Annotated in this window: 17 protein-coding genes; 4 read left to right on the top strand and 13 right to left on the bottom strand. The window is 32.4% G+C overall.

What is annotated here, in order from left to right; genetic code table 11:
• Window positions 1–72: 72 nt before the first annotated feature.
• Both ACRBBL_RS10525 and ACRBBL_RS10520 read left to right on the top strand, forming a co-directional pair.
• On the top strand, window positions 73–525 hold the full coding sequence (locus ACRBBL_RS10525; RefSeq protein ID WP_431369002.1) for a GNAT family N-acetyltransferase: 453 nt from the start codon (window positions 73–75) through the stop codon (window positions 523–525).
• Between the two features lie 4 nt (window positions 526–529).
• Window positions 530–820, top strand: a complete 291-nt coding sequence (locus tag ACRBBL_RS10520) for a hypothetical protein (RefSeq protein WP_431369001.1) — start codon at window positions 530–532, stop codon at window positions 818–820.
• Here ACRBBL_RS10520 and ACRBBL_RS10515 read toward each other — a convergent pair.
• Complete coding sequence (locus tag ACRBBL_RS10515) at window positions 817–2,454, bottom strand: S41 family peptidase (RefSeq protein WP_431369000.1); 1,638 nt, start codon at window positions 2,452–2,454, stop codon at window positions 817–819. The two genes, ACRBBL_RS10520 and ACRBBL_RS10515, sit on opposite strands and share 4 nt — an antisense overlap.
• A gap of 42 nt (window positions 2,455–2,496) precedes the next feature.
• Window positions 2,497–2,889, bottom strand: coding sequence for a ribonuclease P protein component (rnpA, locus tag ACRBBL_RS10510; RefSeq protein WP_431368999.1), 393 nt, complete (start codon window positions 2,887–2,889; stop codon window positions 2,497–2,499).
• A gap of 73 nt (window positions 2,890–2,962) precedes the next feature.
• Between rnpA and ACRBBL_RS10505 the strand changes: the two genes are divergently transcribed.
• Window positions 2,963–3,277, top strand: a complete 315-nt coding sequence (locus ACRBBL_RS10505; RefSeq protein ID WP_431368998.1) for a hypothetical protein — start codon at window positions 2,963–2,965, stop codon at window positions 3,275–3,277.
• Between the two features lie 311 nt (window positions 3,278–3,588).
• Here the strand turns inward: ACRBBL_RS10505 and ACRBBL_RS10500 are convergent, their stop codons facing one another.
• From ACRBBL_RS10500 to ACRBBL_RS10475, 6 genes are all read right to left on the bottom strand, one after another.
• Window positions 3,589–4,185 carry a hypothetical protein gene (locus tag ACRBBL_RS10500; RefSeq protein ID WP_431368997.1) on the bottom strand — a complete coding sequence of 199 codons (597 nt, stop codon included), beginning with the start codon at window positions 4,183–4,185 and terminating at the stop codon, window positions 3,589–3,591.
• Window positions 4,182–4,622, bottom strand: coding sequence for a phage holin family protein (locus ACRBBL_RS10495; protein WP_431368996.1), 441 nt, complete (start codon window positions 4,620–4,622; stop codon window positions 4,182–4,184). Before ACRBBL_RS10495 ends, ACRBBL_RS10500 begins: the two co-directional genes overlap by 4 nt.
• The gene (locus ACRBBL_RS10490; RefSeq protein WP_431368995.1) at window positions 4,609–5,043 is read right to left on the bottom strand and encodes a TIGR02594 family protein; all 435 of its coding nucleotides are present in this window, start codon (window positions 5,041–5,043) and stop codon (window positions 4,609–4,611) included. Before ACRBBL_RS10490 ends, ACRBBL_RS10495 begins: the two co-directional genes overlap by 14 nt.
• Before the next feature lie 461 nt (window positions 5,044–5,504).
• The gene (locus ACRBBL_RS10485; protein WP_431368994.1) at window positions 5,505–6,137 is read right to left on the bottom strand and encodes a phage tail protein; all 633 of its coding nucleotides are present in this window, start codon (window positions 6,135–6,137) and stop codon (window positions 5,505–5,507) included.
• An 88-nt stretch (window positions 6,138–6,225) separates the two neighbouring features.
• Window positions 6,226–6,897: a phage tail protein gene (locus tag ACRBBL_RS10480; protein WP_431368993.1), complete on the bottom strand. Its 672-nt coding sequence runs from the start codon at window positions 6,895–6,897 to the stop codon at window positions 6,226–6,228.
• A 330-nt stretch (window positions 6,898–7,227) separates the two neighbouring features.
• Entirely contained in the window at window positions 7,228–7,383 is a 156-nt protein-coding gene (locus tag ACRBBL_RS10475) for a hypothetical protein (RefSeq protein ID WP_405303212.1), read from the bottom strand.
• A gap of 247 nt (window positions 7,384–7,630) precedes the next feature.
• Here ACRBBL_RS10475 and ACRBBL_RS10470 point away from each other — a divergent pair, with 247 nt between their 5' ends.
• Window positions 7,631–8,458: a S24 family peptidase gene (locus tag ACRBBL_RS10470; protein ID WP_431368992.1), complete on the top strand. Its 828-nt coding sequence runs from the start codon at window positions 7,631–7,633 to the stop codon at window positions 8,456–8,458.
• A gap of 75 nt (window positions 8,459–8,533) precedes the next feature.
• Here the strand turns inward: ACRBBL_RS10470 and ACRBBL_RS10465 are convergent, their stop codons facing one another.
• The 5 genes from ACRBBL_RS10465 to ACRBBL_RS10445 all read right to left on the bottom strand — a co-directional run bounded on the left by ACRBBL_RS10465 (window position 8,534) and on the right by ACRBBL_RS10445 (window position 16,343).
• Complete coding sequence (locus ACRBBL_RS10465; RefSeq protein WP_431368991.1) at window positions 8,534–10,300, bottom strand: M1 family metallopeptidase; 1,767 nt, start codon at window positions 10,298–10,300, stop codon at window positions 8,534–8,536.
• A 189-nt stretch (window positions 10,301–10,489) separates the two neighbouring features.
• Window positions 10,490–12,112 carry a S8 family peptidase gene (locus ACRBBL_RS10460; protein WP_431368990.1) on the bottom strand — a complete coding sequence of 541 codons (1,623 nt, stop codon included), beginning with the start codon at window positions 12,110–12,112 and terminating at the stop codon, window positions 10,490–10,492.
• Between the two features lie 30 nt (window positions 12,113–12,142).
• Window positions 12,143–13,000: an MBL fold metallo-hydrolase gene (locus ACRBBL_RS10455; protein ID WP_431368989.1), complete on the bottom strand. Its 858-nt coding sequence runs from the start codon at window positions 12,998–13,000 to the stop codon at window positions 12,143–12,145.
• A gap of 152 nt (window positions 13,001–13,152) precedes the next feature.
• Complete coding sequence (locus ACRBBL_RS10450) at window positions 13,153–15,441, bottom strand: SulP family inorganic anion transporter (RefSeq protein WP_431368988.1); 2,289 nt, start codon at window positions 15,439–15,441, stop codon at window positions 13,153–13,155.
• On the bottom strand, window positions 15,438–16,343 hold the full coding sequence (locus ACRBBL_RS10445; RefSeq protein ID WP_431368987.1) for a universal stress protein: 906 nt from the start codon (window positions 16,341–16,343) through the stop codon (window positions 15,438–15,440). The genes ACRBBL_RS10450 and ACRBBL_RS10445 overlap by 4 nt, the downstream gene beginning before the upstream one ends.
• Window positions 16,344–16,389: the final 46 nt, after the last annotated feature.

The following is a 16,389-nucleotide window of genomic DNA, read 5'->3' as shown; positions in this document are numbered from 1 at the left end:
TAATATAAACATTTTACATTATTTTTTGTAAAATGTTTGTGTTTATTTATAACTAATTGATTTCCAAAACTTATGCTAACAGTAACTGTAAAATCGTTTGATAAACTTTCTATTGATGAATTGTATGATATACTACAATTACGAAGTGAAGTTTTTGTGGTAGAGCAAAATTGTGTGTATCAGGATGTTGATGGAAAAGATAGAAAAGCATTGCATGTAATTGGTAGTGATGAGCATGGAAAGATTGTAGCGTATATACGGCTTTTTAATGCAGGCGAATATTTTGAGAACGAAGCCAGTTTTGGTAGAGTAGTAGTAGCAAAAAATGCTCGTGCATTTGGATATGGTCATATAATTGTAAAAGCTGCTATTGCTGCCATTCAAGAACATTATAATACACGAAATATTAAAATTTCTGCGCAAACATATTTACAAAAATTTTATGAATCGCACGGATTTTCACAAGTAGGAGATGGATATTTAGAAGATGAAATTCCTCATATTGCTATGACTAGAAATGGATAAACTTATGGAAATATATTGCCAACGATGTAACCCAAGAGAAACGTTTAAAATTCCTGATTTTTCATTTGAAGAAAAGAAAAAGTTACAAAAATTAAATGCAGACTCTCCTTTGCAAGCCATAAATGCAATTAGGACTTTGCATGCTATTTCTCTTAAAGATGCAAAGTTTGTTATAAGTCATATAAACCCGAAATACAAAGTGTGCCATCGTTGTCAAAAATCTCTTAATGAAGACGAATACACTACGTGCCCAAATTGTAGATCATTGAATTTTAATTGGAATCTAAATTCTTAGTTTAAAATACCGTCGTATTTGCTTTTATTTGCTAATAAAGCAGTTGCTTCTTTTATAGCTTTATCATGTGTTAATTGATACTCATATAAGCCTTCACGATAGAAATAACGCTTTAAAATTTCGTTTTGAAGTTCTACTTCAATTTGCGACTTATACGTGTCTAAAGCATCTAATTTGCTTTGTTTGATAGAAGCTAATAAATCATCATATTCTTTAGAAACATTGTTACCAAAATCGGCTGCTTCTTTTGTGCTCATGATTTTTTTGAGTTCTTTTTCTGTGTTCGTTTCGTAATAATCTACACCAGAAGCCGCCACACTTTTTTTGAAAGCATCGTAGTTTATATTATCACTAGAAAAATCATTCATAGAAGCAAATGAATTTTGATTGTAAAACTCAGTTGCATAATTGAAAATAGCTAAGTTTCCGATTAATGATCTTGTAAAGTCACTTGTTTTTTGTGAAGAAATTTCAATATCTGGATTGATTCCACCACCATCATAAACCGTTCTTCCTTTTTTCGTTTTAAAAGCATTGTAATCATCTTCACCAGTTCTTACAGCGTTTCCATTGGCATCTCTATTCCAATAATCTAAAGCTTGAATACAACGACCAGAAGGTGTATAATATCTTGAAATTGTAACTTTTAATTGTGTTCCGTACGTTAGTTTTTTAGGTTGTTGTACCAAACCTTTTCCAAAACTACGCGCGCCAATTACAACTGCTCTGTCTAAATCTTGTAATGCTCCAGAAACAATCTCACTTGCAGAAGCACTTTTTCCATTGACTAAAACTACTAACGGAATTTCTGTATCTACAGGTTTCTTTTTCGTTTTATAAGTTCTGTTGTATTTTTTAACTTTTGATTTTGTGGTCACAATTACTTCGCCTTTAGGTACAAATAGATTCACAATTGCAATTGATTCTCTTAGTAATCCTCCAGGGTTTCCACGCAAGTCTAATACAATTCGTTCTGCACCTTCTTCTTTTAATCTTTCCAATGCGTCTTTGGTTTGAGCACTTGCTTTTTTGTTGAATTTAGCCAATACAATATAACCAGTTTTGTCATCGATCATTTTATAAAAAGGAACCGCATCTACTTCAATTTTAGTTCGAGTTAGCTCAGTTGTATATTCTTTTCCTTGACGTTTGTATACAATTTTCACTTTACTATTGGCAGCACCTTTTAACAATTCGCCTGTATCTTCTTTAAAACTAGCAATAACAATATCGCCAATTTTTACAATTTCATCACCAGCTTTTAATCCAGCTTTATCTGCAGGATAGTCTTTATACGGTTCAATGATGGTAATTTTATTTTTGTTTCTACGAACAGAAGCACCAATTCCTGAATATTCACCAGCATTTCTAATTTTTGCAGCTTCTACATCTTGTTCGTTATAGAATTTGGTATACGGATCTAGGTCATTCAGCATTTCTTTGATGGCATCATCCATCAATTCAGCTGGATTTGTTTCATCTACATAATTCATGTTTAATTGTTTAAACATGGTTGTGAATATTTCAATTTGCTTTGCAATTTCAAAGAAATCACTTTTAAAACCTACGGCACCAAATAAAAGTGTGATTGCCAATATAGGAATGATAACTCGTTTTTTGAATAGTTTCTTCATCTTTATACTTCATTAATAGCTAGTAAAGTAGCTTATATATACCTAGTTTTCAAGTGTGTTTGTTGCGTCAGTTTTTTCAATAAATTTTTCCAACAAACGAACCATTGATTTTTCTATTTCTTCAAAAGTTGGTTCTTGTTTTCCAATATACAAAAACATAAAAGCATAGGATGTTGATATTCTGTTAAAAACGTCATTTTTGTGTAAACGATAGGCTTCTCGCATTAATCTTTTGATACGATTGCGTGTTACAGCTTTTTTAAAACGCCTTTTAGTTACAGAAACACCTGCTTGAATTTGGACATCTTTAGGCAAATCTGTTGCAACATAAATGAGTTTTAGTGGAAACTTAGAAACTGAACTTCCTTCGTTAAAAAGGAGTTCAATACACTTTTTGCTTTTTAATTTTTCTTCTTTTGGAAAACGATAATTCATAAATATTTTTTGAATCTCGGTAAAAATAGAAAATAAGATTGTATTTACTATCTTTATTGTACACGGACCATAAATGAAGAAAGTAAAATTAGAACGTTATTTTAAATTGTTTACAAATGAAAAAGCTGAAGATTTCTTTGATAATGCATTAAAGAAACAGCAAATTCATTTTGTAAAAAGGGAAATTCCTGACTCTAAGTTTACAGAGTATTTTTTTCATGAAAAAGATCTTCCGTATGTAGAACATGTAAATGAATGCTTGAAAGAGAAGGAAACTGAAGAAACTGAGACAGAAATTAATACGTTGTTTCACAAATCGGATAAGACTATTCTTTTATTAAAATTTATATTGATCGCATTAATTATTGCAATTGTATTTTTGATTTAATAGCTAGTACTAATCGCCTTTATATTGCTTTTTCTTCCTGAGTTATTTATCTCCATAGTATAAATTTTATCATTTACCATAGTTACATTTGGTTGCAAACTGATGTCAACGTCACTTTCGCACGCTTTTATTAAAGTGCTATACCAAAGTAACATAAGGATGATAATTAGTAATATTCGGTCTGTAGATATTTGTATTTTTTTCATGATAATATAAGCTAAAAAGAGCCTCTGTTTTTATGCAAAGGCTCTAGATGATTTTTTATTTATTGTATATTTAGAATAATACAGTTTACATCAAATAAGAAATAATTATTGATAAAAACTCATTGCTTTTAATCCAATATATGCTTCTCCAGTATGTTTATTGTCCATGTCTAAAATGATTCCGTAAATCTTCTGTGTTTTTGGAATCTCAACACTAACGCCGCCTTCATCAAACTGGCTTTCTGTATATTGTTCTAAGTCTCCACTGTATAATACATCGGTCATTTCAGGAACTATTGTTCCATGTGTAGTATCATACATCATTTTTGAGGTCATACCATACATTCTACAGGTTTTAATACCACCTTTTGCTGTTGCATTTTGTCCAGCATTTATATAATTAAATCTTGAGATACTACATGGATTTGCAAAATATATACAAAGGCGTTGATTGGTAGTTTGTCCAGACTCACTTAGCCAGTGATAATTTGTAAACCCTGATTTTAAACGTACAATATTTCGAAATGGATGAGTAGGACTGTACGCTGCACTTCCATAATCGGAAGATGCTTCTACAGTATGAACCTGGACAGGAACCTGATTTACATGTATTAAACTGTCCAATAAGTTTTCATATTCTGTTTGTGTTGGTTTGTCGCCTGTTTCAAAATATGATTTTAATGTTTCTAATGTTTGTTTCATTTTTTTTGAATTTTTTGATCTTGCTCTTTGTTGTTTACAAGAACATCTATGGTTTCTTCTAAATCTTCAAAAGACTTTTTTTTGATTAAATTAACCAAAGCTTTAAAAGGGTTTATACCATAGATTTCGTTAAAATTTTCCATGATGGATTTTATTTCAGCTATAGCTATAAATCCAGCAATAATCCGCATAAACGGAATTTCTTTTACAATATATTTTTCTAATAAAAAGGCAGAAATAACCACCAAATTATAGATAAAAAATTTTGAAATTGTATTACCAATGCGTTCGCTAGTAATAGGGATATTTTTCTTAATTGCTGCGTAGGTTCCTGTAATAAAATCTACAATAATTAGAAAAGCAACGGTGAGCATTACAGAAACAATAGGCGCAATAAGAGCAAATAGCCAAAATAAGTAAGGCTTAATTTTCTCCATTTTTCGATAGTTTTCTGTAATCTAAAACTCTGTTTTTAGGATAAGCTTTAATAGAAACTTTATTGTTCTGATTGCCTCCTAAAATGTATACATATCGCTTTGTTTGTTTTACAAAAAAACCGACATGTCCTTTCCAACTACTAGGAGATTCACGCCATAATACAACAACGTCTCCTTGTGTAGGTAATGCGGTAGATTCACCAACATTTAACCAACTTCTAGCATTTAATTTTCCACTGTATGAATAGTTTTCCGTTTTAGAAACCCAATTTACAAATGCACTACACCAAGCTGTTTCATCGTGTAATTTGCTGCTATTGAATCCTAATACTTCAAAATATCTAATAATTTGGGGATTATCTGCTTTACCATCAACTTCTGTTACTCCATATTGTGATAATGCTTTTTGAATTAAGTTCATAGTTTTTAACTTTTAGTAATTAAGTGACAATGCTATGTACATTGTCTAAAAAAATTGCAAACAATCGCCTTTTGCAACTGCAATTGTCAGCGCATGATTAATATATTCATGAAAATGTTGGAATTTAATTTGAGAATAAAAAAACTTGTAACTTATGCAACTATTTTTTTATGTTTCTTAACCAGAATAGGGTTTGCAAGCGTATAAGATTCTTCTCAACAGTGTTTTTTAAAATACGAATCGTACAAAATGATGCACAGTTCATTAGAAAAGCGAGTACAAATATAAAACATATTACAATATAAAACAAACATATTACAAAATAATTATTGTTTTTTCTGTTTTTTGTTTGAATCGCTATTTTTGAGTGGATGATGAGGTGTTTTACTCAAAATAAGAAGAAAATAAAACCCCTTAGAACAAGGGATTTTATGAAGAGTTTTATAGTATTATTTTAGTAATCAAATTGTAGATGGATCAATTCCTTCCAAAGCAATAATTGTATTTAATGCCAAATAAGGTTGCACATTATTTACAGGCATTCCATTTCCTGTAGAAGCTGTAGTTCCCGAAAGTGAAATATTTCCGTTAATTTGTACATTATTAGCTGCCATTAATTTATCATTTGTACTAGCATTATAAGGAGTATCGGAAGTACTTACACCAAAATTTCTTCCATTAGGATCATCAGACTCACCGTCTTCTTCGTTTACAAGTACTGTTCCTTTAAGTGTATGTGAAGCAGCTAAGGTTCCAACACCATGACTGTGTGTAGGTAATTGATTTACTGTAAGTGTATTTTCGCTAGTTCCTCCAGTTTGACCAAGTGCATAATTTACATCGTTATGAATCACGGTTTTTCCCTGTAAATTTGGCAAAGCAAAGGTTGTAACTCCATCGCCACCATACGTAGTTCCTATTAGACCAAATAAAGTTCCGTAGTCTAAAATATTTAATAATTGTCCATCGCACTTTGCCCAGCCATTTGGAACTGTAGAAAAACTAATGGTTTTGATTTCTCCAATCATTGGAAGTGCTAAACTGTCTACTAAATTTGATAGACAAGATTTTAATGTTTGTACTGATTGTTGCATGATAAAAAAGTATTACGGTTAATAAAATGAAGTATAATTCTTTCAATTTACAAATAAATTAAAGTTTAAACTTACAAATTATACTTTTTTAACTCGCTAAAGGATCAATTCCTTCTAAAGCAATAATTGTATTTACAACCAAATAAGGCTGCATATTATTTACAGGAGTTGCGTTTCCTGTGGAAGCTGTATTTCCAGAAAGTGAGATGTTTCCGCTAACGCTTACATTGTTTGCAGCCATTGTTGTAGTATTTGATGAAGAGTTGTAATTATTATTAGTATCTGGATCTGTTAAACCAAAATTCCTTGTTTGAGGATCATTTGTTTCACCATCTTCTTCATTTACAAGTACTGTTCCTGTTAAGGTATGTGAAGCTGTTAAAGTTCCAACACCATGATTATGCCCTGGTAATTGACTTTCCGTAAGCGTGTTTTCTGCAGTTCCTCCAGTTTGACCTATAGTAAAGTTTGAACTGTTATGAATCATGGTTCTGTCTTGTAAATTAGGTAAGGCAAAAGTTGTTGTACCATCACCGCCGTATGTAGTACCTATTAAACTGAATAAAGTTTCATAATCTGCAATATTTAGTAATTGTCCATCACATTTTGCCCAACCTAAAGGAACAGCTGCAAAACTTACCGTTTTAATTTCTCCAATCATTGGCGTTGCTAAACTGTCGATTAAGTTTGCAAACTGAGTTTCTGTAGGTCTGTCTCCTGTTTCAAAATATGATTTTAGTGCTTGTATTGATTGTTTCATGATAAAAAGTATTATGGTTTATAAAAATGAAGTACATTACTTTCAATTTACGAATAAAATAAGGAATAAGCCTACAAAATAGATTTTTAACACCTTTAGAACTAGTGGTTTAATTAGTAACAAAAAAATCCCTTACATGAAGGGATTTTTTGAATACGTATTGTAGTTATGAATAATAATGATTAACCCCTAAGAATTTATTTTCATGTAACAATAACTGTATTCACTGCAAGATGCATTCATATTGTTGAGAAGGAAAACTCCTTTTTTGGCAAATAAAAGGAGCTTTCCAGATATACATATTTTAATGAGCGTTGAGTGACTAGCTAATTACTGTTTTAAAATATTGTATATCGTCTTTTCTGAAATGAACAGTTTATCAACCAATTCGTTGATGATTACTTTCATTTGTTTTGCAGAATTGTCTTCTACGTAGTTGTGAATGAATTTTTTTCTTTTGTTTAATAGCTCTTTGCTTCGTTTCATGGTCGCTGTATTATAAGGTGTTATTATCTATTCTATCTTTTAAAATCGTATGTGACTTTTAGTGTCCAAATACGTAACCGTCAGTCTATATTTTGTCGCTTTTTATGTATTTATGAAGAATAAAACCGACATTTATCCTCACAAATGTTTGATTTTCAATAATAATTCATATATTAGCAACAAATTACAGTACAAATATAAACAAATTACAGATTATTTCAAACATAAAACAGAAATATTTTGTAAAATGTTTAAATTATTTAGAGAGATTATGGAAGGAATACATGAAAAAATAAAACAGATCATTGATCATTTTCGTCTTAATAATAATTCATTTTCCAAACGAATTGGTGTGACTAGCACAACTATAGATAGTATTACGAATGGTAGACCACAACCTGATGGGTCAAGAAAAAGGACCAAACCAGGCTATGATTTATTAACAAGTATTATTAAAGAATTTGATATCAATCCCGATTATTTATTTGGTATGAACTCACAGATGTTTAAATCTGAAACGAAAGAGTTTCAAACATATGCTGGAATTCCGCAAGTAGTCGCTGTAAACCAAGAAGGAGAAGAAAATGTAGTGTATGTACCTATAAAAGCGAGAGCAGGTTATTTAGACGGTTATGGAGATGCAGGTTATATAGAAACCCTGCCTTCGTTTAGCATGCCGCATCTAACAAACGGAACGTATCGTTGTTTTGAAGTACAAGGAAACTCTATGGTACGTACATTTTTTGATGGCGATTTAGTTTTTGGAAAGTATGTAGAGGATTTAAACGACGTAAAAGATGGACGTGTGTACGTTATTGTGAGTCGTAATGACGGAATTGTGTTAAAGCGTGTTATTAATAGAATAGAAGAACGCGGAAAGCTTATTTTAAAGTCTGATAATAAAGATGGAAACTATCCAACATATACAATCAATGCAGAAGAAATTATGGAAGTTTGGTATGTAACAATGTTTGCTTCTAAACAAATGCCAGAACCTGTAGATGTTTACGATAGGCTACACGATTTAGAAAGTAAGATTGTACTATTAGAAAACGCACTCCGACAGAAAAATTAAAACATATATGATTCATAAAAAAAGCGAGATCATACTTTTATGATCTCGCTTTTTTATTTCTAAAAATTGCACTGATTACTGTCGCGCAACATTATTTTCTCTATTAATATCAGCCATCAATTCAGACGGATCAATTACTACACTTTTAACCGTTTTGCTTGTTTCTAAAGTATAGGTTGGATATGCCCAAGCCCAATCTTCTTTTTTAGTAGCTGTAGATGGTTTTTCACCACGCATCATACGCAACGGAATGTAAAATTCTTCACTAGAACCATCAGCATAATTCACAGTAACATCTATTGGCATTGGCATTAATCCAATACGCTCTAAAATAACCTTGTTTCCGTTGATTTCTTTCACTCCGTAATCGATTGTATTGGTTGTTTGTGCCCAATCCGTTAAATACCAATCTAAATGAATTCCTGATACTTTTTCAGCAGTTCTTTTTATATCGTTTGGTGTTGGATGTTTAAACTTGAAATCGTCAAAGTATTTTCTAAGTGTTTTTTCTACATTTTCTTTACCAATTACATATTCTAACTGTGCCAAGAAAAGAGCTCCTTTACTATATGCAGAAGCTCCATAAGCTCCATTATATTCATAACGATCTGCATGTGTAGTAAGTGGCTGTTCCTTTCCAGATTTTACTAGTCTAAAATATGAACCATAGGAACCTTTGTTTGGATTTTCTCTATTAGAACCCATAATATAATTCATACAACGGTTAGAAATATAGGTAGTAAACCCTTCATCCATCCATTCATGTTTAGACTCGTTGGTTGCTAATAAAAACTGAAACCATGTATGTGCCAACTCATGTGAAGTTACACCAATAAGACTATTTAAACTTCTTTTTCCTGTAATTAAAGTACACATTGCATACTCCATTCCGCCATCTCCACCTTGAATTACTGAATATTGCTTGTACGGATATTGTCCAACATATTTATTAAAATATACAAGCATCTCTGCGGTTTTTCCTTGTAATTTTTTCCAGTTTTCTTTAATTGCTGGATCGTTTTTATACAAAAAGTGTAAGGTTACATCATTTGCTCCTTTGTGCGTATCGTGTACAAAATCTGGATCGGAAGCCCAAGTAAAGTCATGTACGTTTGGTGCTTTAAAATGCCATGTAAGCTTATCTCCTGCAGGTCTTTTTACAGTTCCTGTTTCATATCCATGACCAATTTCGTTAGGGTTTTGTAAATATCCAGTTCCACCAATAACGTAGTTTTTATCAATCTTAATTTTTACATCAAAATCTCCCCAAACTCCATGAAATTCTCTAGCTATATATGGTGGTGTATGCCAACCTTCAAAATCGTATTCGGCCATTTTTGGATACCATTGTGTCATTGACAAAGCAACACCTTCACTATTGTTTCTACCAGAACGACGAATTTGCACAGGAACTTGTCCTTTAAAATTCATATCAAACGTAGCAGAAGCGCCAGGTAAAATAGGTTTTGCCAAGGTAACTTCTAAAATAGTACCTTCTGTAGTATGTGTTAGTTTCTTTCCGTTTTGCGTTAAAGAATTCACTTTTATAAAGCCAATTTCTGAATCAGAAAGCTTGCTTATACGACTACCAACTCTTCCATCTGGATCGGCAATAGTTCTAGAACGCACATCCATTTCACTTCCAGGTTGAAACGCATTAAAATATAAATGATAGTATACTTTGTTTAATACATCAGGAGAATTATTAGTATACACTAATTTCTGCGTTCCTGTATATTGATACGTATCAACATTCATATCTATTTCCATCTCATAGTTTACCTTTTGTTGCCAATAGGTAGATGAGGCACTATAAGAAGTGTTATTTTTTCCTCCACTCATAGTTTCTTGTTGAGGTTTGCATGCCACAACAGCCAGAAAGAGCAGTATACTTAGTTTACTAAAAATTTTCATGTGTTCGTATGTATTATTTTTCAATAGTCACATGGAACCTTTATTATTAAAAACGATAACCTGTTTTCTTAATAAGTCGGTTTCATCTATTTATTTTTTAGAATTTATAGTTGATGATTACAACTTTACTTTCCCTCTGCTTACTTTATCAGCTAAAATAAGTGCATTGTATGCGTTTACTATTTTACCAGTTTTTGATCCTTGCGAAAATGGCATTGCTTCTTTTGACTGATCTATTACAACATCTCTGTTTATAGAAAGACCCGACTGCATAATAATTTGCTTTACTTGTGCAGCTGTTAGTTTTGGATATTGAGACATGATTAATGCTGCAACTCCTGCAACTCCTGGAGCAGCCATTGAAGTTCCTCCGATAGATTTGTATTCGTTTTCTGGAAAAGTTGAATAAATAGCAGATCCTGGTGCAAAAACATCTACATTGGTTTGTCCGTAGTTAGAATATCCAGCGACCATTTGCGAACCGTATTTGTTCTGTAATGCACCAACTGTTAAAAACGTATCAGATACTTCTGTTCCAGTAGGTGTTTGATCGTTTGGATATACAGCTTTAGTGTCTAAGTTTATGTTTTCATTTCCAGCTGCTTTTATAACAAGCACATTGTTTTTTCCGGCGTAAGCGATTGCATCACGAACCCATTCGTTGTTTTGAGAAAAATATTTACCAAAACTTCCATTGATAATTTGTGCACCATTATCTACCGCATAACGAATAGCTAAGGCAACATCTTTATCATATTCATCACCATTAGGAACCATACGTACTGCCATAATTTCTACATTATTTGCAACACCATTCATTCCGACTCCGTTATTACGCTCAGCAGCGATAATTCCGGCTACGTGTGTTCCGTGTGCTTCACTTTTCTTAACATGCTTTACATTTCCGTTTCCATAGTTAGTATCTGTAATGTCATATGGATCATCGCCAGTAGTTCTACCATTAAAGTTTGTATTTAAATGATAGTTTAAACGTTCTGTAATAGATTCAATATTATCTTTAATTTCTTCTTCAACTTCATTTAAGTTTTCAAATCGACCACTACTTAAAATACGTTTTGCAATAAAAATATGTTCTCCTAAAGCTTCATCGGGTGCTTCAATGGCATTAATTTCTTTTAAAGTATAATTATCCTTTTTAAAGTATTTCTTAAATGCTGCATTGGCATTTATTATACGTGAAGCAATTTGATCCATCTGTGTTTTCATACCAACAGCTTCTTGATATTCTTCATCAATTTCAGCCTTTGCTGCTGCATAATCAGGATGACTTGTTCCTTTTTTTGCAATACGTGTTTTTTCTAGATTTTCATCATACGCATCACCTAAAAAGTTCCAACCGTGAATATCATCTATATATCCGTTGTTATCATCGTCTTTTCCGTTGTTTGCAATTTCCTTTGAATTGGTCCATATAACACCATCTAAATCTTCATGATCAATATCAATTCCAGAGTCTAAAACGGCAACAAGGACTTTCTTCCCTTTTCTTCCTTTAATGATTTCTGCGTATGCTTTGTCAACACTCATTCCAGGAATGGTATCTGCAACTAAATCTTTGTGTCCCCAAGATTTGAGTTCTTCTTTAGTAAGCGAACGCTCTTTTAAAGGCGTTGTATCTATGTTTTCAATAGGAGTTGATAAAATGGGAGCTGTTGTGCTACCACAACCTGCTAAAACGAGCAGCGATGCAGCAAAAATTGAGGGTTTTATAAATTTCATTATTTTAGTTTTTAATGTGTAAATGTGGGTTTAAAATATATCGTTACAGGTATGTACTTCATTGAGCCGTACGCCTTTTTCTGTGTGTTTTACTGTGATGATTTCATGATGTGCATCATGTTCAAGGAAGAGATAAAAATTATTATCTGCTGCCATTTTTAGAAATTTTTCTTTTTCGTCTAAAGTTAATAAAGGTCTTGTGTCATACCCCATAACAAAAGGAATTGGTAAATGTCCAACCGTTGGTAGTAAATCTGCCATAAAACAAATCGTTTTTCCTTTGTAATGAATCATAGGAATCATCTGTTTTTCGGTATGACCGTTTGCAAAAAAGACATCAAAACCAAGTGCCGATTTTTGTAAAATATCTAGTGTTGGTTGTGCAATAAAGTTGAGGTGACCACTTTCTTGCATCGGAATGATGTTTTCTTTTAGAAATGAAGCTTTTTCACGTCTGTTAGGAATTGTTGCCCATTGCCAGTGATTTTCATTGCTCCAAAAACGTGCATTTTTAAACGCAGGTTCATAACCAGTTTTATCTTTATTCCATTGAATGCTTCCGCCGCAATGGTCAAAGTGTAAATGCGTCATAAACACATCTGTAATATCATCTTTATGGAAACCGTATTTTTTGAGTGATTTTTCAATAGAATCATCGCCCCAAAGGTGATAATAACCATAAAACTTGTCCGTTTGCTTGTTTCCCATGCCTGTATCAACTAAAATGAGTCGATCTCCATCTTCAATCAACAAGCAACGCGCAGCAATATCGATCATATTATTAGCGTCTGCTGGATTGGTACGTTGCCATAAGGATTTTGGAACTACGCCAAACATGGCGCCACCATCTAATTTAAAGTTTCCAGCAGCAATTGGATACAGCTTCATAAAGGTTATTTCTAATTTTATCTCGCAAAATAACAAAACCGAAGCAAAAATGAGTAATTGTTAAGGTTTTATTAAGAAAAGAGTCGCTATATTTTGAAGATTTATAGTTGAAAAGTCTTTTCTGTAATTCTATTACTTATTGAGTGTTCATTTTATATAGTTGCTTCTTCGGTATGAAGCACATGTTTTAAACGTTTACCAAAATCATAAACGAATTTGATTTCTTTGATGTTTGCCAAGCGTTCTTTTCCGAAAATTAATAAGGCTTTTCCGTTCGATTCTACATGATAATATGGATTGCTTTCAAAGAAGTGTACCAATTCGTCGCTAAAAAATGATTGAATTCCTTTAGTATCTTCACCTAATAAATAGAAACGATTGGAAAAATCGGTATGATTGTCTATCGGAATATCTTGAAAACCTGCAAAACCGTATACTTTTTCTAAAAATCCTTCACGGTCTAAGGTGAACTCTGGAATTAGTTCAGGTAAAGATACATACATCATCGTAGTACGCACTACTTCTTTGGCAATGAATTCTCCTTCAGAAAACTCTAAATCGAATAAACGAATGGAGTCATGTCCACCTGTAAGTTGATTGTATGTATGGTTGATTTGTTTGGTTCTAAAAAATAGAAAATCTTCTAAAAAGTGAATGTCTTTATTTTTATTGGATTCGTAAACTAATTCATAATCTACAGAAAGTTCTTCAATTGTTTTTTGTCGCTTTGTAAGATTTGATAGCAAGTTAGGAATTGGTATAATACGTCGCAGTGCAAAAGGATGTTCCGAATCTGTTCCGTGCATATCAAGACCAATAACTTCAAAATGTCCGCCACGTTTGGCAAATAATTCTTGGTAATTGTTGAGGTTTTCCATCACGGTATGATCTACAAACTCACACATAGAAAAATCGACAATTACATCTTTATCTTCAGGAATTGCGTCTAATTTATCTTTTAGTTTGTAAAAATTAAGAAAGCTGCAGAAATGTTTTACACTTACAAAATAATTTCCATCTTCTTCTTTAAACATTAATACATTTGGTTTTAACCAATTTCTAAAGAATAATGAAAAACTTTTATTGATAATAATATGGATAATAAACGTTGTCAATACTCCAAGTAGAATTCCTTGAATTAATCCCACTTTAAGTGTAATGATGAGTGTAACAAAGAAAATAATTAATTGCTCTTTTCCGATAGAAAATATTTTTTTAACAACATTTGGAGAGGCTAATTTGTACCCTGTAAATACCAAAATTGCCATTAATGCTGGCAAGGGAATTCGAGTTAGTTGTGTACTAAATAATGCAATAAATAGCATTAAAAAGAAGGCATGAAAGAAGTTTGAAGAGCGGTTATTTCCACCATTATTTACATTTACAGAACTACGCGCTATTACAGTAACAACATTCAGTCCACCTAAAAATCCACTTCCAACGGTAGCCAAACCTAAGGCTTTTAAATCTCTATTTACATTAGATCTTCTTTTTTCAGGATCTAGCTTGTCTACAGCTTTTATACTTAGCAATGATTCTATACTTGCAATAAGCGTAAGCGAAATGACAATTGACCAAAACGCAGGAGTTGCAATATGACTAAAATCTACGGTTGGTAAATTGTTGACAATAGCGTTAAAATCTGGAATATTGGAAATCATATATCCAGGATCAATTGGATTAGGTTGCTGTAAAACCAATTCATAGTAATAACTAAATAGAATTGGTAAAATAACGATCCACATTGGAGCTGGAATCAGTTGTAAATATTTATTTCTAATTTTCGAATAAAATACCATAATAATTAAACCCAAAACACCCGCAATAGCTGCATAAGTAAGTCCTGGATTGTCATAAGAAAAGGCACCAATAATTGTTTTTGGAATTCCAAACAAAAGCCCTAAAACACTGCCTTCTTCAAATAATGTAAAATCTCCAATAGCTAAAGAAACACCTGTTGCATCTTGATTTGCCAACATGGTATGTGTTGATTTTGCCAAAATTATCAATCCTATTGCAGCTAGCATTCCTTGAATTGCAGAAGAAGGAAAGAAATTGGCTAACTTTCCCATGCGCAAGAAACCTAAAATAGATAGTAATATTCCTGAGCAAATAATTGCTGCCAATACGATAAAATAGCCTTGTTGGGCAGCAAGTTCACCTTCTAAACCTGTTTGCGTTGCAAAAAACAATACTGCTCCAGCTACAACGCCAACCAAACTATTTCCAGGTCCAGTAATAGTGACATTACTTCCTCCTAAAATAGATACTGTTAATCCTCCAATAACGGCAGTAATTATACCAGCAATTGGTGGAGCTTTACTAGCCATTGCCAATCCCAAACCAAGTGGAAGTGCGATGAGGCTAACTACAAAGCCAGAAAATATATTTTTAGGTAATGTTTTTATAAAATCTTTAAGGCTATCTTTTTTTGGCGTCATTGAATAATTAGTACATCGGTTGGTAATTCGGTTAAAATATGTTCGATATCATGGGGAAACAAACGATCCCAAAAAGTCATCTTGGGAGCTGCATTCATTACCAATAAATCGGCACGTACTACTTGTGCGTAGTGGCCAATTGAATAGCCTCGTTTTCCAAAAATAGGTTGTGATTTTATGGAAATATTTTCAATATGCTCTTCTGGGATTTCTGCCACAATTTTTTTAATACGATTTTCTTCACGTAAACGAATGCGCTCTTTTTTCAAATTTGCTTTTCGAAGTGATTTATCGTCATCAATAGCAACGGCAATTTCTTGCTGTCTTATTTCTTCTACAATAGAAATTTTTTCAGCACCTATATTATGTCCTACATAAAATGCGGAAGCTATTGTTTGTTCTGTTTTTTGATTTTGCAATCCGTTCACAACAATGTGTTCACAAGGAACTCGTTCTACAGATGGTTTAATCATTAATAATACAGAGCATTTTGCTTTTCGTGTAATTTTTCTTGCAATAGAACCTACATAATATTTTACAAAGTTTTCTCGTTGTAAAGCTCCTAAAATTAGCAAATCGACCTTTTTTTCTTCGCTTATTGATAAAATTACATTGACAGGATCTCCTGTTTTAAATACAAGCTCATACGAAAGGTTTTGTGCCGCAAAAGGTTGTAAAATTTCTTGTAGTTCTTTTTCTTTTTGAGCCGATTTTTCGCCAACGTGTATTAAAACAAGTGTAGCCTCAAAACTTAATGCTAGTCTTGCCGATTCGTTAATATTGGCTTTTAAGTTAGGAGAAAAAGCAACCCCAATTCCGATAATGTGAAAAGGTTTCAGATGCAAAAATGATAAGTTTCTAAATATTAGAATTGAAAGATAGGCTTTTTTTGAAAACTTCATAGGTCTTAAGCTAAAATCATATTGAACTTGTCTTAACTTTTTGTTT

The sequence above is a fragment of the Kordia sp. genome, assembly GCF_050633145.1.
Classification (GTDB): Bacteria; Bacteroidota; Bacteroidia; order Flavobacteriales; family Flavobacteriaceae; genus Kordia.
This window is presented reverse-complemented; position numbering and strand designations above follow the sequence as displayed.